The sequence below is a fragment of the Actinomadura sp. genome, from assembly GCF_044508335.1.
Classification (GTDB): Bacteria; Actinomycetota; Actinomycetes; order Streptosporangiales; family Streptosporangiaceae; genus Spirillospora.
In genome coordinates, this window is record NZ_JBIQHY010000068.1 from 18,475 (window position 1) to 35,192 (window position 16,718).

Here is a 16,718-nt window from a genome sequence, read left to right on the forward strand (position 1 = left end):
CGGATCCGCCGGCCGCGGGCGGGGTAAAGATCAGGCGTGGACTTCTCCAGCGCGGCCGACGAGCTCTACGGCGTCCCGCCCGCCGAGTTCGTGGCGGCCCGCAAGCGGCTGGCGCGGCGGGCCAAGGAGGACGGCGACGCGGCGCTCGCCGGGCGCCTCGGCGCGCTGCGGCGCCCGACCATGTCGGCGTGGGCGGTGAACCTGCTCAGCCGCTCCGCCGCCGGCGACCTGGACCGGCTGCTGGACGTCGGGGCCGAGATGCGCTCGGCGTGGGGCTCCGGCAGCGGCCTCCGCGACCTGGAGCAGCGCCGCGCCGACCTGGTCGCCGCGCTGGTGCGGACCGCCGCCGACCTCGCGGCCCGGAGCGGCGGCGCCCTCCGCGAGCAGGCCGTCCGGGAGGTCGAGGACACCCTCCAGGCCGCCACCGTCGACGCCGAGATCGCCGAGGAGGTCCGCGAGGGCCGGCTGACGCAGCCGCGCAGCCACACCGGGTTCGTCCCCGCCGGCTTCCCCATGGCACCGCAGGGCGGGAAGCGGCGGACGAAGCGGGAGCCCGGGCCCGAGCCCGGGCGCAGGCCCGGGCCCGAGCCCGAGGAGGAGCCGGTTCCGAAGAAGGAGCCGAAGACGAACGTCACGCGGACGAGCGCGGCACGGGCCCGGCGCGCCGAGACCATGCGCAGACGCGCCGCGGAGGCCGAGCGCAAGCTGGCCGAGCGCGCGGAACGGGCGGACGAGGCCAGGCGCGAGGCCGAGGAGGCGTCCGCCGAGGTGGGGCGCCTGCGCCGCGAGCTGGACCGCGCCGTCGCCGCCCGGGACGCGGCGGCCCGCCGGGCGGAGCGCGCCGAGCAGAACCGCGCCCGCGCGGAGGAGGCGGCCCGCGAGGCCCGCGAGGCCGCCGCCGAGGCGCGCCGCGCCGCCGGCCGCGACGCCCGCCGCGGCTGACCCCGACCCGGCGGCGAAAGGGATGTTCATGATGAAGTAGGTTCGATCAGAACGTGATTCGACATTCCGAGGGGGCGCGCGGTGACGGCACCGGTCGTGGAGCAGCCGACTGACTGGACCGAGCCGGGCGCTCATCCGGTGGTGCCGGGGGTGCACCGGATCCCCCTGGCGCTGCCGATCCCGTCGCTGCACGCGGTCAACGTGTACGTCATCGAGGACGCCGAGGGCCTCGTCGTCATCGACTCCGGCTGGGCGATGCCCGACACGCGCGCGTCCATGGAGCAGGCCCTGCGCAGCATGGGCCACGGGCTGGACGACGTGGCGCAGTTCCTCGTCACCCACGCGCACTGGGACCACTACTCGCAGGCGCTCGCGCTGCGCGAGTCGTTCGGGACGCGGGTGCGGATCGGCCGCGGCGAGCGGCCGTCCATCGAGGCGTTCGACATGCGCCGCGGACTGCACCCCCGGCAGGTGGAGAAGCTGCGCCGCTGCGGCGCCGGCGACCTGGCCGACGAGATCGCGAGCATGCCGGTGGACCGTTCCGAGCGCGACGTCCCGCACACGCTGCCGGACGCCTGGCTGGACGACGGGGAGCGCATCGCGCTGGCCGGCCGGGGCCTGGACGTGTTCGCCACGCCCGGCCACACGCGCGGCCACATCGTCATGCGGGACGCCGCCGACGGGCTGCTGTTCGCGGGCGACCACATCCTGCCGCACATCACGCCGTCCATCGGGCTGGAGACCGAGCCGGAGCCGAAGCCGCTGCGCAGCTACCTGGAGTCGCTGCGGCTGGTCCGCGACATGCCGGACACGCTGCTGCTCCCGGCGCACGGCCCGGTGCGGCCGAGCGTGCACACCCGGGTCGACGAGCTGCTGGAGCACCACGCCGAGCGCCTCGACGCCGCCGCCGCGCAGGTCCGGGCGGGCCGCGGGACGGCGTTCGAGGTCGCCGCGGCCATGCCGTGGACGCGCCGCAAGCGCGCGCTCGCCGACCTCGACGCCTTCAGCCGGATGCTGGCCGTCCTGGAGATCGAGGCCCACCTGGACGTCCTGGCCGACCGGGGCGTGCTGGACGCCCACGAGGAGAACGGCGTCCGCAGCTACGCGCCGAAACGCTGACCCTGCCGCCGAACGCCCGGAAACCGCCGGGTTAGGCTGATCATCCAGTCCCCCGGCGGAAGGAACGGCGATGACGCTCGCCCCCGAGTTCACCCCGATCACCTCGGCCGAGGAGCTGCGCGAGCTCCTCGGCGCACCGATGCGGAGGGCGATCGACAAGGAGCGCGTCACGCTGCACGCCTGGGACCGGGAGTGGCTCGCCCGCTCCCCGTTCTGCCTGATCTCCACCAGCGACGCCGACGGCAACTGCGACGTCTCCCCCAAGGGAGACCCGCCCGGGTTCGTGCGCGTCCTCGACGACACCACGATCGCCATCCCGGACCGCCCCGGCAACCGCCGCGCGGACGGCTTCATGAACGTGCTGAGCAACCCGCACGTGGGGCTGATCTTCCTGGTCCCCGGCCGCGGCGAGACCCTGCGCATCAACGGCCGCGCCACCCTCGTCCGCGACGCCCCGTTCTTCGACGACATGATCGTCAAGGGCCACCGCCCGGCCCTCGCGCTGATCGTGGACATCGAGCAGATCTTCTTCCACTGCGCGAAGGCGCTGATGCGCTCGAAGCTGTGGAAGCCGGAGACGTGGGATCCGCAGGCGCTGCCGTCGCACGCCCGGATCGTCAAGGACGTCCAGTACACCGAGGAGAACCTGGAGCAGCTGGAGGAGTACTACGCCGAGCGCAACTACTCCAAGAAGCTCTACGGCCGCTGACCCGCGGTCGGGCGGACCCCCGCGCGCCGGGCGCGGGGGTCGATCGGCGGGGCGGCCCCGGTCAGCCGCTCTTGCGGCGGAACTGCCGCTGGTGATCGGCGCGGTCGTGCTTGCCGCGCACCTTCGAGCCGCTCCTGCCGGACGTGCCGGCGTTCCTGCCCGCCGCTCCGCGCTTGCGCTCCAGGGCCTCCCGGAACCTGCGCTTGACGTCGTCCTCTCCGTCGGCGGGTTCTCCTGACGAGTCGGCCATGCGGACCTCCAGCTCTGTTAGGGGCACCCCCAGCCTCACATACCGGCGGTGGAATCGGCCATCCGGCCCGCCCGGAAGATCATTTCGGGCGTTTCCGCCGCAAAGCACGCCAGCGGAGAACGATCTCTCCTATGGTTTGTGCACGTGGAGCCCCAGACGCCGCAGGCGGACCCCGCCCCCGCCCATCCCCCGCTGGAGGCGCTCGCCGTCCAGCCGCTGCTGAACCGCGACTACGAGTCCCGCCCCGCCGTGTTCTACGAGCGGCTGCGCGAGGAGTACGGGCCCGTCGCGCCGGTGGACGTCCTCGGCGTCCCGGCGTGGCTGGTGATCGGCTACCCGCAGACGCTCGACATCCTGCGCGACACCCGCGGCGTCTGGAGCAGGCGGGTCGAGAACTGGCGCCAGTACCGGGAGGGGGCCGTCCCGGCGGACTGGCCGATGCTGCCCGTGGTCGAGTCCGACAACGCGGGGTTCCGCGACGGCGCCGACTCCACCCGGCTGCGCAGCGCGTGGAGCGCGGGCCTGCGGCCGTTCCAGGACCGCACCCGCCCGGAGGCCAAGTCGCTGGAGCAGGCCGTCCGCCGGCACGCCGACGAGCTGATCACCGTGCTGTCGGAGAACGGCGGCCCGTCCGGCTGGGCCGACCTGTCCGCGCAGTACGCGCGGCCGCTGCCGCTGATGGTGATCGGGCGGCTGCTCGGCACCGGCGGTAAGGGCGACGACGAGCTGATCATCGACCTGTGGCGGGTGATGGACGCCGGCCCGGAGGCGCAGGAGGCGTCGGCCCGGCTGGTCGCCCGGGTCGCGGACGTGTGCGCGGCGCGGGTCGCCTCCCCCGGCGCGGACCTGCCGTCCTTCATGCTCGCCGCCGTCCCGGACCTGACCGCCGAGGAGCTGACCGGCGAGATGGCGATGATGACCGGGCTCGTCGGCGACGTGACGGGCACGCTGATCTGCAACACGATCACCGAGGTGCTGATCGGCGACACCGGGGCCGGCGACAGCATGTCGGCCGGGATGATCCAGGAGGCGATCAACCGCGCGGCGGCCGCGAACCCGCCGATGGCCAACCTGTCGTTCCGCTGGGCGAAGGCCGACGTGCGCATCGGCCGGTTCCAGATCGCCGCCGGCGACCCGGTCATGGTGTCGCCCGCCGCCGCGCACCTCGACCCGGCGTTCACCACGTCCACCACGCCGGACTCCATCTACAGCTCCCGCGCCCACCTGGCCTGGAGCGCGGGGCCGCACGCCTGCCTCGGCCGCGACCTCGCCACCGCCATCACGACGATCGCGGTGGAGCGGCTGTTCGACCGGTTCTCCTCGCTGCGCCTCGCACTGCCCGCCGACCAGCTCCCGTGGCGGTCGTCCCCGCTGATGCGCGGCCTGCGGTCGCTGCCGGTCATCTACGAGGTGGCGCAGGCCGCGCCGGACCCGCGGGCCGCCGCGCCGGCGGACGCGGAGGAGCCCGCCGAGGAGAGGGCGCCGGAGGAGGCCGGGGGGAACTCGCTGGTGCGGCGCGTGCTGCGCCTCATGCGCCTGTCGTCCTGACGCACGCCAAGATCGGCGGCATGTTTGGGCACGGGCGCCCGGGAACGCTCCCCCCATGCCTGACATGAGCGACAAGCACAGCCCGAAGGTCGACGACGAGATCGTCCACGAGACGCGGGGCATGGTCAGCGGCGGGCATCCCACGCACGCGGAGGAGTTCAAGGAGACCGAGCCGTTCTCCGACGACGACCCCGCGGACCCGACCCGCGCGGCCGCCGACGAGCGCGAGGGCGCTCCGCCCGGGATGAGCGCGCGGGACGTCGCGAGCCGCAGCGCGCTCGCCCGGATGCTCACCGGGGTCGGCTATCCGGCGCGCCCGAACGAGCTGGTCCGGCACGCGGCCGAGGCCGGCGCCCCCGACGAGGCGGTCGAGCAGCTGCGGACGCTGCCCAAGCGCGAGTACGCCAACGTCGCGGACGTCGCCGAGGAGCTCGGCTACGGCCGCGAGGAGCGCCGCTACTAGCCGGCGCGTTCGCGGAGCAGCGGGATCTGGCCGCCGGCGGCGACCAGGTCGCGCTGGCGCGCGGACAGGCGGTGCCGCGCCCGGTACGTCTCGCCCTTGGTGGTGTTGCGGACCTCGATCTCGTTTCCGGCCTTCAGCGCGTCCCGGACGTTCGCCACGTGCAGCACGTCGCCCTGCTCGACCCGGTCGTAGTCGGCGCCGTCGGCGAATTCGAGCGGCAGGATCCCGAAGTTGACGAGGTTCTGCCAGTGGATCCGCGCGTAGCCGCGGGCCAGGACGAGCCGCAGCCCCAGGTGGCGCGGCGCGATCGCGGCGTGCTCGCGGGACGAGCCCTGCCCGTAGTTGCGGCCGCCGACGACGGCGTGCGGCCCGGCCCGCCGCGCGCGCTCCGGGTAGCCCTCGTCGAGCTGGATGAACGTGAAGTCGGCGAGCCGCGCGATGTCGCTGCGGAACGGGAGCGCCCGCGCGCCCGCCTGGAGGATCTCGTCGGTGGACACGTCGTCCCCGACCTTGATGGCGACGGGGATCTCGAACTCGTCCGGGAGCGGGTCGAGCTCGGGCAGGACGCCGATGCTGGGCGCCTTGTCCAGTTCGACGCCGCGCGCCTCGTCCTCGGGCGGCGGCGCTTCGAGCATGGCGATGTTGACGCTGGACCTGTCCGGGAGCCGGACGGCGGGCGGTTCCATGCCGAAGTCGCGCGGGTCGGTGATGCGGCCGGTGAGGGCGGCGGCAGCGGCGGTCTCCGGCGAGCACAGCCAGACCCGGTCGTCCTTGGTGCCGGAGCGGCCGGGGAAGTTGCGCGGGACGGTCCGCAGGCTGTTGCGGCCGATCGCGGGCGCCTGCCCCATGCCGATGCAGCCCATGCAGCCGGTCTGGTGGATGCGCGCGCCGGCCTGGACGAGGTCGGCGGTCGCGCCCATCCGGGTCAGGTCGACGAGGATCTGCCGCGATGTGGGGTTCACGTCCAGCGACACCCGCGGGTGCACCTGGCGGCCCTTCACGATCGCCGCGACGGACGCGAAGTCGCGCAGCCCGGGGTTCGCCGACGACCCGACGACGACCTGGTGGACCTCCTCCCCCGCGACCTCCCGCACCGGGACGACGTCGCCGGGCGAGCTGGGGCGGGCGATCAGCGGCTCCAGCGACGACAGGTCGATCTCGTCGGCGACGTCGTAGGACGCGCCCGGATCGGCGGTGATCCCGGTGAAGTCGTCCGCGCGGTCCTCGGCGCGCAGGAACTCCAGGACCCGCTCGTCCGAGGGGAACACCGTCGTCGTCGCGCCCAGCTCGGCGCCCATGTTGGCGATGACGTGCCGGTCCATGGCGGTCAGCGACGCGATGCCGGGCCCGTGGTACTCGATGATCCGGTTGACGCCGCCGCGCACCCCGTGCCGGCGCAGCATCTCCAGGATCACGTCCTTGGCGCTGAGCCACGGCGGCAGCTCCCCGGTGAGCCGGACGCCCCAGATCTCCGGCATCGTCACGTGCAGCGGCTCGCCCGCCATCGCCATCGCGACCTCCAGCCCGCCGACGCCGATCGCGAGCATGCCGAGCGACCCGGCCGCGCAGGTGTGGGAGTCGGAGCCGACCATCGTGGCGCCCGGCACCCCGAACCGCTGCATGTGGGTCGGATGCGAGACCCCGTTGCCGGGCTTGGAGTACCAGAGCCCGTACCGGCGGGCGGCGGACCGCAGGAAGATGTGGTCGGCCATGTTGCGCTCGTCGGCCTGCAGCAGGTTGTGGTCGACGTACTGGACGGAGACGTCCGTCTTGACCCGGTCGAGGTCGAGGGCCTCCAGCTCCAGCATCACCATCGTGCCGGTCGCGTCCTGGGTGAGCGTCTGGTCGACGTGGATCCCGATCTCGGTGCCGGGCGTCATCTCGCCGCTCACCAGGTGCGAGGCGATCAGCTTGCGGGCGACGTTGCGGCTCTCCGCTCGGTCCGCCATGTCAGGTCCTCCGCTCGTTCTCGTTCGCCGGGACGCCCCCGACGCGGCGCGGTTCGTGCACGGCCCGGTCGGCGGGCTGCCCGCACCAGTGGTTCAGCGCGTCGCGGATCTCGGCGGCGCGCCGGTCAGGCGCGGTCTCGTCGGTGGCCCACGCGATGTAGCCGTCCGGGCGGACCAGCGCGGTCGTGCGGGTGGCGCCCCCGGCCAGGGCGCAGTGCACGCGGCCCGCCCACCGCTTGGTCGCCAGGTAGGTGACCGCCGGGTCGTTCGCGGCGACGACCAGGACGAACATCCCGTCGCCGAGCAGCTCGTACAGCCGCGCCGGGCTGCCGGCGAGGGGCACGTCGGGGGCGCGGCGCCCGGTGAGCGGGTGCGCGCCCCGCGGCGCCGGATAGGCGATGTCGATGCCGGAGACGGCCCCGGCCAGCCGCCGCGCGACCGGCCGGACGCGGGTCGCCGCCCACGCGGCGCCGGCGCGCGCGGCGCGCAGCCAGCGCGGCTCGGCGAGCGCGAACCGCAGCACCGCGCCGCTGCCCCGCAGCACCTGCCGCCCGACGGGGTGCCGCTCCTCGTGGTAGCTGTCGAGCAGCCACGACGGCGCCCAGCCCCACAGCTCGGCGGCGAGCTTCCAGCCGAGGTTCGCCGCGTCCTGCATCCCGGTGTTCATGCCCTGCCCGCCCGCCGGGGAGTGGACGTGCGCGGCGTCCCCGGCCAGGAACACCCGTCCCACCCGGTAGCGGGGGACCTGCCGCTCGTCGCTGTGGAACCGGGACGTCCAGCGCGGTTCGCGGATGCCGGGGTCGGCGCCGAGCGCGCGGCGGACCACCTCCCGCAGCTCGGCCATGTCGACGGGTTCGGAGTCGGCGGCCTGGTGCCGCCGGTTCCAGGCGATGACCCGGTACCAGCCGTCGCCGAACGGGGCGATGAACGCGAACGCGTCGCCGACCGCGCCCACGGTGAGGACGCCGGCGGGCGGCTCGTCCAGCCGGACGTCCGCGAGCATCACCGACCGCACCGCCGCCCGGCCGGGGAACGGCAGCCCGAGCTCCCGCCGGACGGTGCTGCGGACCCCGTCGGCGCCGACGACGTAGGACGCGCGGCGCGTCTCGGTCCCGCCGCCGGCCGTGCGCACGTCGACGTCCACGCCCGCCGCGTCCTGGCGCAGCGCGACGGCCTCGGCGCCGTGCACGATCTCCGCGCCGGCCGCCAGCGCCCGCCCGCGCAGGACGCGTTCCGTCTCGTACTGCGGCGTGACGAGGACGAACGGGAAACGCCCCGGCAGATGGGAGAGGTCGAGCGCGGTCGAGCCGAGCAGCCGCAGCGTCCCGACGCTCGTCCCGGTGGCGATCAGCTCGTCGGCGAGGCCGCGCTGGTCGAGCATCTCCAGGGTGCGGGCGTGCACGGCGAACGCCCGCGTCAGGTTGGCCGTCTCCTCCGCGCGGCGCTCCAGCACCGTGCAGGCGATTCCGGCCGCGGCCAGGTCCCCGGCCAGCAGGAGCCCCGTCGGGCCGGCCCCCACGATCAGCACGTTCCCGGTCGGCCTCTCGGTGGGCGCCATCACGCTCCCCTCTCCACGGACGGCCGGCTGCCCGGCCCTCGCCCAGGGAACACTTCCCCGGAACCATCGGTCCTCACGCCCCCGGGAGGCCCGATGCGGCAAGGGTTCCTCAGCCCTGGACGCGGCGTTCGCGGCCCGCCCACGCGCGCTCGCGGAGCTGGAACTTCTGGATCTTGCCGGTGGACGTCTTCGGCAGCTCGGTCACGAACTCCACCGTGTCGGGCGCCTTGTACCGGGCGAGGCTCGCGCGGACGTGCTCGACCAGCTCGGCTTCGGTCGCGGCCTGCCCGTCGCGGAGCACGACGAACGCCTTGGGCCGCTCGCCCCACTTCTCGTCCGGCACCGCGACGACGGCGACCTCCAGGACGGCCGGGTGGGAGTCGATGGCCCGCTCGACCTCCACCGTCGAGATGTTCTCGCCGCCGGAGATGATGATGTCCTTGGACCGGTCGCGCAGCTCGACGTAGCCGTCCGGGTGCCGGACGCCGAGGTCGCCGGAGTGGAACCAGCCGCCCCGGAACGCCTCCGCGGTGGCCTCCTCGTCCCGGTGGTAGCCCTTCATCACGTTGTTGCCGCGCATGACGATCTCGCCGAGCGTCTCCCCGTCGGCCGGGACGTCGTTCATGGCGTCGTCGACGACCCGGAGGCCGTCGGTCTGGATCATCCCGACGCCCTGCCGGGCCAGCAGCCGCGCCCGGTCGCCGGCGGCCAGGACCGGCCACCCGGGCTGCGGCTCGCACACCGAGTACGGCCCGTAGGTCTCGGTCAGCCCGTACACGTGCACGATGCTCGCGCCGAGCCCCTCGATCTGCCCGATGATCGTCGGGCTGGGCGGCGCACCCGCCGTCGTCACGGTCAGCGGCCGCTCCAGGGGGTGCGCCTCCGCCGCGTTCGCGATCGCCACCAGCACGGTCGGGGCGCCGTTGAGGTGGGTGACGCCCTCGGCGTCGATGAGCCGCCACACCTCCCCGGCGGCGACGGCGCGGAGGCACACCTGGGTCCCGCCGATCGCGGCGAGCGCCCACGGCGTGCACCAGCCGTTGCAGTGGAACATCGGCAGCGTCCACAGGTAGACGCTGTCCGGCGTGTGCCGCGAGTGCACGACCTCGCCGAGCGCGTTGAGGTAGGCGCCGCGGTGCGTGTAGACGACGCCCTTGGGCCGTCCCGTGGTCCCGGACGTGTAGTTGATCGAGATGGCGGCGTTCTCGTCCGGGACGTCCCAGGGCAGCGGCTCGGCGGAGCCGCGGGCGAGCAGCTCGTCGTAGGTGATGCCGCCCACCGCCGGGTCGGGCTCCGCGCCCGCCGCCGGGACCGTGACGACCTGCGGCAGCCCGTCCGCGATCGGCGCGATGGACGCGTGCAGGCCCGCGTCCGCCACCAGTGCCCGGGCCCCCGAGTGTTCGAGGATGTAGCGGATCTCCTCCGGGGCGAGGCGCGTGTTGATCGCGACGAGGACGGCCCCGGCCAGCGGCACGGCGAAGTGGGCGACGAGCAGCTCGGGGACGTTCGGCGCCAGGTAGGCGACGCGGTCCCCGGGTTCGACCCCGGACGCCCGCAGCGCGTTCGCGAGCCGCGTCGCCTCGGCGGCGAACTCGGCGTAGGCGACCCTGCGGTCCCCGTAGACGTAGGCGGTCTTGTCCGGGAAGACCTCCGCCGACCTGTTCAGGAACGCCAGCGGCGTGAGCGCCGTGTAGCCCGGGCCGTTGTCCATCGGGAGCCTCCGGAGCCGTCGGATACGAACTGCGGCTCAAGGATCCCACGCGCCCGCGCCCCCGCCACGGAGCCGAATCGCGCCTTTCCGGGCGCTCAGCGCTCCGGGTCGCGGGTCAGGATGGAGACGGCCTTGACGGTCGCGTAGCCGCGCCATTCGAGCTCGGCGGCGGGCGAGTAGCTCGCGAAGTCGACGCGCCAGCCGCCGTCGTCCTGCTGCTGCTCGTCGAGGCGCCGCAGTTCGGCGCGCACGAGGTCCTCCTTGAAGAGGGCGCGTGCGGGGCGTCCGGGGTAGGGGGCGAAGTCCAGGGGCCTCATCATCTCGTCCTCCAGCCCGCCCTGGACGTGCACGAGGCCGCTCTCCGGGATGTGCCGGCCGAGCAGGCGGAGCGTTTCGCGGTCTTCGATCGCGTCGGCCAGCCAGATGGCGAACGAGAGTTCCAGCGCGTGCAGCTCGTCCCTCTTCCGGACGGCGTCGAGGCAGTAGCGCGTCGCGCGGTCGAGCCAGGGGTGCTTGGCGACGGCCTCATCGTGGGCGGCGACCCGGTGCGCCATCGCCGCGACGACCGCGGTGATCTGCAGCGAGGACGTCTCCGCGTCGGCGCCCGTCCAGAACGGTGCAGACCCAACCGGATCGGGCATGGGCAGCGCGAACGGGATGCCGCCGTCCGGGAGGGTCACGGACTCCAGCCAGTCGCAGAGCGCGACGGCCTCCGGGGCGGTGACCGGGGCCAGCTCCTCGAAGACCTCGAACGCGTGCAGGGCCGGGCCCGTCTGGCTCGTCCGCGACCGCAGGTCGGGTTCGAGGCCGTGCCCGTAGCCGCCGTCGGGATTGCGGTAGGCGTTCAGTGCGGCCAGCAGCGCGTCCCTGTCCCCCTCGCCGATCAGCAGCTCGAAACGGCGCCGGTCGAGCGGGCGGGCGTGCGTGGCCATGAAGTCGGATGCCTTGTCGATGTCCATGCCTCCAGCCTGACCGCCGGACGCGCACCGGTCTTGTAGGTTTCGGCCATCACCGGGTAAGGAGCGGCCGGAAAACGGAATGCGCGCCCGGGACGGCGCGGCCTAGCCTGACCGCATGGACGTGCGCTTCGAACGGACGGGTGAGCGCCGGTACGCCACCGTCGTCATCCTGCCCGGGCGGCAGCCGCGCCGGATGGATCCCGCACCCGGCTACGACGACCACATCCCGCACGACCTCGTCCACTACCTGGCCGAGGCGGAGCTGGGCCTGGAGTCGGGGGTGTTCGGGCGCGCGGCGGCCGGCGGCGGCGGCTTCTTCGAGACGGTCGAGACGCCGGGCGACCGGCGCCGCCGGGCCCGGGAGCAGCGCCGGCTGAAGAAGCGGGAGGCGTCCCTGAGCAGGGCCGATCGCGGCGACATGGCCAGGTCCGAGTACCTGGCGGGCCTGTGCGACGTCGCCTGGCGGCGCCGGGCCGGGGCCGCGACGCCCGAGTGGGCCCGCGGGACACCGGTCCCGGCCGAGGACGCGGCGGTCGTCGGCCGCGTCCTCGACCGCCTCGACGAGCTGGCGCCGCTCTGGCACGACCTGCCGGTCGGCGGCGCGCTCACGTTCACCTGGCCGAGCGCCGAGGTCGTCCGCTAACCCTCCCGGAGGGCGAGGCCCAGCTTCCGGAACTGCTCCACCGGGCGGTGGTAGCCGCGCTCGATGTGGTGGACGCCCCGCAGCGTGGACGGCCCCTCGGCGACCGCCGCCGCCAGCACCGCGGAGAACCCGGCGCGGATGTCGGGCATGGTCACGTCCCCGCCGCGGAGCTTGGTGACCCCCCGCACGACGGCCGAGTGCAGCGCCGCCGTGTCGTGGTACCGGCACGCCGGACCGCCCAGGCAGGTGTCGTACACCTCGATCTCGGCGCCCATGCTCTGCAGCGCCGGCACGTACGCGAGCCGGTTCTCGTACACGGTCTCGTGCAGCACCGACATGCCCTCGGCCTGCGTGAACAGCACCATCAGGGGCGTCTGCCAGTCGGTCGCGAACCCCGGATGGGTGTCGGTCTGCACCGCCGCCGGATGCAGCCCGTCCGGCGCCGACGCCATGATCCAGTCGTCGGTGATCTCGAACTCCGCGCCCATCCGGGTCAGCGTCGTGATCGCGGTGACGAGCCGGTCCTGCGGGCAGCCGTGCACCCGCACCTCTCCCCGCGTCACCAGGCCCGCGACCAGGTAGGAGAACGCCTCGATCCGGTCGCCGTCCAACCTGGTCTGGGCGCCGCTCAGCCGCTCGACGCCCTCGACCACGATCCTCCGGTCGGGGGCGAAGGAGATCCGCGCGCCCATCCGCTGCAGGAACAGCGCCAGCTCGATGATCTCCGGCTCCGTCGCCGCGTTGCGGATGACGGTCTTCCCGCGCGCCCGCACCGCCGCCAGCAGGACGGTCTCGGTCGCGCCGACGCTCGGGTAGGGCAGCTCGATGCGCGCGCCCACCAGCCGCGACGCGCGGGCGTGGATGCCGTCGGGCGCGTGGGTCATCTCGGCTCCGAACGCGCGCAGCGCGTCCACGTGGAAGTCGACGGGGCGCCTGCCGATCGGGTCGCCCCCGACCAGCGGCACGAACGCCTCGCCCGCCAGGTGCAGCAGCGGCCCCAGCATCAGGATCGGGATGCGGTTCAGCCCGGTGAACGCCTTGCCGACGCTCGGGTCCGACACCGGCCCCGGCACCACCGTCACCTCGCCGCCGGAGCGCTCCACCGTCATCCCGACGTGCTCCAGCATGCCCGCGGTTATGCCGACTTCGCCGACGTCGGGCGCGTTGCCGATCGTGCTCGGCCCGTCTCCCAGCATCGCCGCGACCATGTGCTTGCTGACCGCGTTCTTCGCCCCCCGCACGGTGACGTCCCCGCGCAGCGGCCCGGACGGCTCGATCCGCCAAAGCTTCTCAGTCACCCGTGCAGCCTACGGCGTCCCCGCCGCACGCCCCGCCGTTTTCACCGCGCCCGCTGCGAGGCCGAGCCCGAAACCGGCGGCGGGTCGGGGCGTGGGGACCGCCGCCATGTTGATCTCCGGGATTGTGTTCTCGCGCGATCTGGCAGGCGATGCGCGGGCTGCCGACGATGACGGCACCCACCCCACCCCCGGGAGTTCCGATGCGCCTGAGGATCAGGCAGGGGCTCTGGGCCGCCGCCGCGGCCGCAGCCCTGGCAACGACCTCGCTGTCCGTCGTCCACGCCGACGTCCCGCCGCCGACCACCGCCCCGCTCGCCGAGTACGACATCAGCGCCGCCTATGTGAGCGGGGTGTCGTCCGGCGGATTCATGGCCAACCAGCTCCATGTCGCCTACTCGTCCCTGTTCCAAGGGGCCGGCATCTTCTCCGCCGGCGCCTACGACTGCGCGCAGAACAGCCTGAGCACCGCGCTCAACGCCTGCATGGCGACGTACCTGCCGCGCAAGACCCCCGCGCAGCTCGAACAGCTGACCCGCGACCGCGCCGCGGCCGGCACGGTCGACCCGGTGGCGAACCTGTCGGGCGACCCGGTGTGGCTGTACCACGGCACGTCCGACACCACCGTCGCCGAGGCGGTCAACGACGACCTGGCCGCCTACTACCGCGGCTTGGGCGCCGACGTCGTCTACGACCACGACTCACCCGCCGGGCACGCCTGGGTCAGCCCCATCGGCCCCGGCTCCTGCTCGGTCACGCAGTCGCCCTGGATCAACGACTGCGGCGGGGACCCGGTCGGGGACATGCTGGGCCACCTGTTCGGCACGGTGCAGCCCGCCGCCTCGTCCCCGACCGGGCGGCTGGTGCAGTTCGACCAGAACGCCTACGTGCCCGGCGGGAACGCCTCGTCCATCAGCATGGGCGGCGAAGGGTTCGCCTACGTCCCGCAAGCCTGCGAGCAGTCGTCCTGCAAGCTGATGGTCGCGCTGCACGGCTGCTACCAGTACTACGGCAACATCGGCGACACGTTCATGGACAAGGCCTATCTCAACGAGTACGCCGACACGAACGCCATGATCGTCCTGTATCCGCAGGCGACCGCGTCGGGACTGAGCAACCCGCGCGGCTGCTGGGACTGGTGGGGCTACCAGTCCGCGCAGTACCCGCTCAAGACCGGCCCGCAGATGACGGCCGTCGTCAACATGGTCAAGGCGATGAGCGGCGGCAGCGCCTCACCGACGCCGACCACCACGCCGACCACGACTCCGCCCACGACTCCGACGCCCACGCCCACGGAGACCTCCGCCTGTGTGACGGCGTCCAACTATGCGCACACCACCGCCGGACGAGCACACCAGTCGATGGGCTACACCTACGCCAACGGCTCCAACCAGAACCTCGGGCTGTGGAATGTGTTCACCACCAGCAGCATCAAGGAGACCGATCCGGGCTACTGGGTGAAGTGCTGACGTGAAGCCTGCCGGGTCTTGCCCGCCGTGCTCGGCGGGCAAGACCCACAGGCGGTTCCGTCCCATCACGAGCACGCCGATCGACTGCCACAGCGACCGGACGTACTCCGCTCCACCGACGACGCGCGCCCCCCGGGAGACGGCATCAGCGGCGTTACGCTGACATGTCGTGCATGAGACGCGCCTCGACACCGCCCGGATCCGGGCGGCCCGCCAGGTCATCGACCCGATCTTCCTCGACTCTCCGCTGTACCGCTGTGAAGCGCTGGAGCCCGTACTCGGGTGCGCGGTGAGCATCAAGCTCGAAACGGCGAACCCGGTGCGCAGCTTCAAGGCCCGCGGCACCGAGGTGATCGCGAGCCGGCTCGCCGCCGAGGGCCCGAGCGCCGTGGTGTGCGCCAGCGCGGGCAACCTCGGCCAGGCCCTCGCCTGGTCGGGCCGCGGCCGGGGGCTCGACGTCACCGTCGTGGCGTCCCGTTTCGCGCCCGCCGCCAAGCTCGACCGCATCCGCGCACTGGACGCCAGGCTGGAGCTGGTCGACGGCGACTTCGACATGGCCCGCGAACGCGCGGCGGCCGCCGCGCGGCACGACGGCATCAGGCTCGTCGAGGACAGCCTGGACATCGAGACCTGCGAGGGCGCGGCGACCATCGGCCTGGAACTGGTGGAGGCGGCGCCGCCGTTCGACGCCGTGCTGATCGCTCTCGGCGGTGGGGCGCTGGCCACCGGCGTGGGGCACGTGCTGAAGGACCTGGCGCCCGGCGTCGAGGTGGTCTGCGTCCAGCCGGCCGGCGCGCCGGCGATGACCCGCTCGTGGCACCGGCGGCGGGTCGTCACCACCGACTCGACCGACACCATCGCCGAGGGCGTGGCCGGCCGGCGCCCCATCCCGGCCGTCCTGGACGATCTGCTCGTGGTCGCCGACGACGCCGTCCTGGTCGAGGAGGCGTCGATCATCGCCGGCATGCGGACGCTCTTCGACCACGCCGGCCTCGTCGTCGAACCGTCGGCCGCGCTCGGCGTCGCGGCGATCCTCGAAGACCGCGAACGCTTCGCCGGCCGGCACGTGGTCACCATCGTGTGCGGCGGCAACGTCGACATCGACGCCTACCGCCGCTGGATCGGCGCGGCTCCCACGGACGGGGCCTGACAATTCCTCGGCTCAGGAGAAGGCGCAATCGGCGAACTCTCCGCGAGCGCCGAAGGGGCGGCGTAAATTGATGCGGTGGCGATCGAAGAAGAGGTGCTACGCCGACTCCGGACTCTGAAACTCGGCCGGGAAGAGTACTGCCAGCGACTTCTGACCATGCTGATCCTCGACGGCCCGTATCCGCCGTGGAACAGCCGCAATGAGCCGAGCACGAAGGGCGTCGAGTATCTCTCGGCTCTGGACGCCCTCTGTTTCGGCACCGCGGAATGGTCAGCGCGACCAACGTTCGTCGACGAATTCGAGCTGGCCAAGCGCAATGACGAGGAGGCGGGCGCGGCGCCCGACCACGCGCTGATGTGGGAAGACCGGCTCTGGATGATCGAGTTGAAGACCGAGGCGTCCAGCCACCGTCCCGCGCAGATACCGACCTACTTGCGGCTTGCCCGCCACCACTACCCATCGTGCCGCGTCCACCTGACGTACCTCACTCCGGAGATGGCGTGGACGCGGCCCGCATCCGGTGACGCGCAACTCGCCCACGTCACATGGCGCCAGGTCCTTCCGCTCATCACCGACACCTGGGGCGACGGGGATCGAATGCAGCGGCAAGCGGTGAAGCTGCTCGTCGAGGCGATCGGCTGTATCGGCAGTCGATGGTCGCACGGACAGCGTCCAAAGACCGCCGAGAGCGATGACCTCGTCAAGGAGGCGGTCGCGCTCGCGGAGGCCACAAGCCGGGACGGGCGCCAGCGGGCACTGAACTACCTGGGCGCCGGGCTGGAGGAACTGCAGCGGCTGCGGCTTGAGGTGAAAGAGGCGATCGGCTCGGCACCCGCGGGAGCGCCCATCCGGTTCGTCCGGCCCTGGCTCTGGAACGTCGACAGCAGCACCGGCCGCGCACTCACCCATGCCGGCAGGGAGACCGGATACGAGATCCGGCTCTCCCGGTACCG

Annotated in this window: 15 protein-coding genes; 9 read left to right on the forward strand and 6 right to left on the reverse strand. The window is 73.4% G+C overall.

Annotation, left to right across the window (positions count from 1 at the left end; translation table 11 throughout):
* The first annotated feature begins 36 nt into the window (after positions 1-36).
* The 3 genes from ACIWVC_RS21805 to ACIWVC_RS21815 all read left to right on the forward strand — a co-directional run bounded on the left by ACIWVC_RS21805 (position 37) and on the right by ACIWVC_RS21815 (position 2,770).
* Positions 37-942, forward strand: a complete 906-nt coding sequence (locus tag ACIWVC_RS21805; protein WP_396449438.1) for a hypothetical protein — start codon at positions 37-39, stop codon at positions 940-942.
* A gap of 81 nt (positions 943-1,023) precedes the next feature.
* The gene (locus ACIWVC_RS21810) at positions 1,024-2,061 is read left to right on the forward strand and encodes an MBL fold metallo-hydrolase (protein ID WP_396449439.1); all 1,038 of its coding nucleotides are present in this window, start codon (positions 1,024-1,026) and stop codon (positions 2,059-2,061) included.
* A gap of 70 nt (positions 2,062-2,131) precedes the next feature.
* Complete coding sequence (locus tag ACIWVC_RS21815) at positions 2,132-2,770, forward strand: pyridoxamine 5'-phosphate oxidase family protein (RefSeq protein WP_396449440.1); 639 nt, start codon at positions 2,132-2,134, stop codon at positions 2,768-2,770.
* Positions 2,771-2,831: 61 nt separating this feature from the next.
* Here ACIWVC_RS21815 and ACIWVC_RS21820 read toward each other — a convergent pair whose 3' ends face one another.
* A complete protein-coding gene (locus ACIWVC_RS21820) occupies positions 2,832-3,020 on the reverse strand; it encodes a DUF5302 domain-containing protein (protein WP_396449441.1) in 189 nt (62 codons plus the stop codon).
* A 144-nt stretch (positions 3,021-3,164) separates the two neighbouring features.
* Here ACIWVC_RS21820 and ACIWVC_RS21825 point away from each other — a divergent pair, with 144 nt between their 5' ends.
* Together ACIWVC_RS21825 and ACIWVC_RS21830 are read left to right on the forward strand one after the other, a co-directional pair.
* A complete protein-coding gene (locus tag ACIWVC_RS21825; RefSeq protein WP_396449442.1) occupies positions 3,165-4,568 on the forward strand; it encodes a cytochrome P450 in 1,404 nt (467 codons plus the stop codon).
* 64 nt (positions 4,569-4,632) lie between these two features.
* Positions 4,633-5,031, forward strand: a complete 399-nt coding sequence (locus tag ACIWVC_RS21830; protein WP_396454489.1) for a DUF2795 domain-containing protein — start codon at positions 4,633-4,635, stop codon at positions 5,029-5,031.
* On the opposite strand, the gene ACIWVC_RS21835 is transcribed toward ACIWVC_RS21830, so the two are convergent.
* The 4 genes from ACIWVC_RS21835 to ACIWVC_RS21850 all read right to left on the reverse strand — a co-directional run bounded on the left by ACIWVC_RS21835 (position 5,028) and on the right by ACIWVC_RS21850 (position 11,208).
* On the reverse strand, positions 5,028-6,980 hold the full coding sequence (locus tag ACIWVC_RS21835) for an aconitate hydratase (RefSeq protein ID WP_396449444.1): 1,953 nt from the start codon (positions 6,978-6,980) through the stop codon (positions 5,028-5,030). The genes ACIWVC_RS21830 and ACIWVC_RS21835 overlap by 4 nt on opposite strands.
* Position 6,981: 1 nt before the next feature.
* Positions 6,982-8,538 carry an FAD-dependent monooxygenase gene (locus tag ACIWVC_RS21840; protein WP_396449445.1) on the reverse strand — a complete coding sequence of 519 codons (1,557 nt, stop codon included), beginning with the start codon at positions 8,536-8,538 and terminating at the stop codon, positions 6,982-6,984.
* A 109-nt stretch (positions 8,539-8,647) separates the two neighbouring features.
* A complete protein-coding gene (locus ACIWVC_RS21845) occupies positions 8,648-10,249 on the reverse strand; it encodes an acyl--CoA ligase family protein (protein ID WP_396454490.1) in 1,602 nt (533 codons plus the stop codon).
* A gap of 95 nt (positions 10,250-10,344) precedes the next feature.
* Positions 10,345-11,208, reverse strand: coding sequence for a hypothetical protein (locus ACIWVC_RS21850; protein WP_396449447.1), 864 nt, complete (start codon positions 11,206-11,208; stop codon positions 10,345-10,347).
* A gap of 115 nt (positions 11,209-11,323) precedes the next feature.
* Between ACIWVC_RS21850 and ACIWVC_RS21855 the strand changes: the two genes are divergently transcribed.
* On the forward strand, positions 11,324-11,851 hold the full coding sequence (locus ACIWVC_RS21855; protein ID WP_396449448.1) for a hypothetical protein: 528 nt from the start codon (positions 11,324-11,326) through the stop codon (positions 11,849-11,851).
* Here ACIWVC_RS21855 and murA read toward each other — a convergent pair.
* Positions 11,848-13,149, reverse strand: a complete 1,302-nt coding sequence (gene murA, locus ACIWVC_RS21860) for a UDP-N-acetylglucosamine 1-carboxyvinyltransferase (protein ID WP_396449449.1) — start codon at positions 13,147-13,149, stop codon at positions 11,848-11,850. The two genes, ACIWVC_RS21855 and murA, sit on opposite strands and share 4 nt — an antisense overlap.
* 200 nt (positions 13,150-13,349) lie before the next feature.
* Here murA and ACIWVC_RS21865 point away from each other — a divergent pair, with 200 nt between their 5' ends.
* The 3 genes from ACIWVC_RS21865 to ACIWVC_RS21875 form a co-directional block, all read left to right on the forward strand.
* On the forward strand, positions 13,350-14,615 hold the full coding sequence (locus tag ACIWVC_RS21865; protein WP_396454491.1) for a hypothetical protein: 1,266 nt from the start codon (positions 13,350-13,352) through the stop codon (positions 14,613-14,615).
* Between the two features lie 169 nt (positions 14,616-14,784).
* The gene (locus ACIWVC_RS21870) at positions 14,785-15,765 is read left to right on the forward strand and encodes a threonine/serine dehydratase (RefSeq protein ID WP_396449451.1); all 981 of its coding nucleotides are present in this window, start codon (positions 14,785-14,787) and stop codon (positions 15,763-15,765) included.
* A 75-nt stretch (positions 15,766-15,840) separates the two neighbouring features.
* A partial coding sequence (locus ACIWVC_RS21875; protein ID WP_396454492.1) for a hypothetical protein occupies positions 15,841-16,718 on the forward strand: 878 nt, incomplete at its 3' end.

Excerpts from the sequence above, each read along its gene's own strand:
- ACIWVC_RS21835 (WP_396449444.1), bottom strand. The coding sequence starts at position 6,980 with ATGGCGGACCGAGCGGAGAGCCGCAACGTCGCCCGCAAGCTGATCGCC.
- ACIWVC_RS21845 (WP_396454490.1), bottom strand. The coding sequence starts at position 10,249 with ATGGACAACGGCCCGGGCTACACGGCGCTCACGCCGCTGGCGTTCCTG.
- ACIWVC_RS21830 (WP_396454489.1), top strand. The coding sequence starts at position 4,633 with ATGAGCGACAAGCACAGCCCGAAGGTCGACGACGAGATCGTCCACGAG.
- ACIWVC_RS21840 (WP_396449445.1), bottom strand. The coding sequence starts at position 8,538 with ATGGCGCCCACCGAGAGGCCGACCGGGAACGTGCTGATCGTGGGGGCC.
- ACIWVC_RS21850 (WP_396449447.1), bottom strand. The coding sequence starts at position 11,208 with ATGGACATCGACAAGGCATCCGACTTCATGGCCACGCACGCCCGCCCG.
- ACIWVC_RS21855 (WP_396449448.1), top strand. The coding sequence starts at position 11,324 with ATGGACGTGCGCTTCGAACGGACGGGTGAGCGCCGGTACGCCACCGTC.
- ACIWVC_RS21865 (WP_396454491.1), top strand. The coding sequence starts at position 13,350 with ATGCGCCTGAGGATCAGGCAGGGGCTCTGGGCCGCCGCCGCGGCCGCA.
- ACIWVC_RS21820 (WP_396449441.1), bottom strand. The coding sequence starts at position 3,020 with ATGGCCGACTCGTCAGGAGAACCCGCCGACGGAGAGGACGACGTCAAG.
- ACIWVC_RS21815 (WP_396449440.1), top strand. The coding sequence starts at position 2,132 with ATGACGCTCGCCCCCGAGTTCACCCCGATCACCTCGGCCGAGGAGCTG.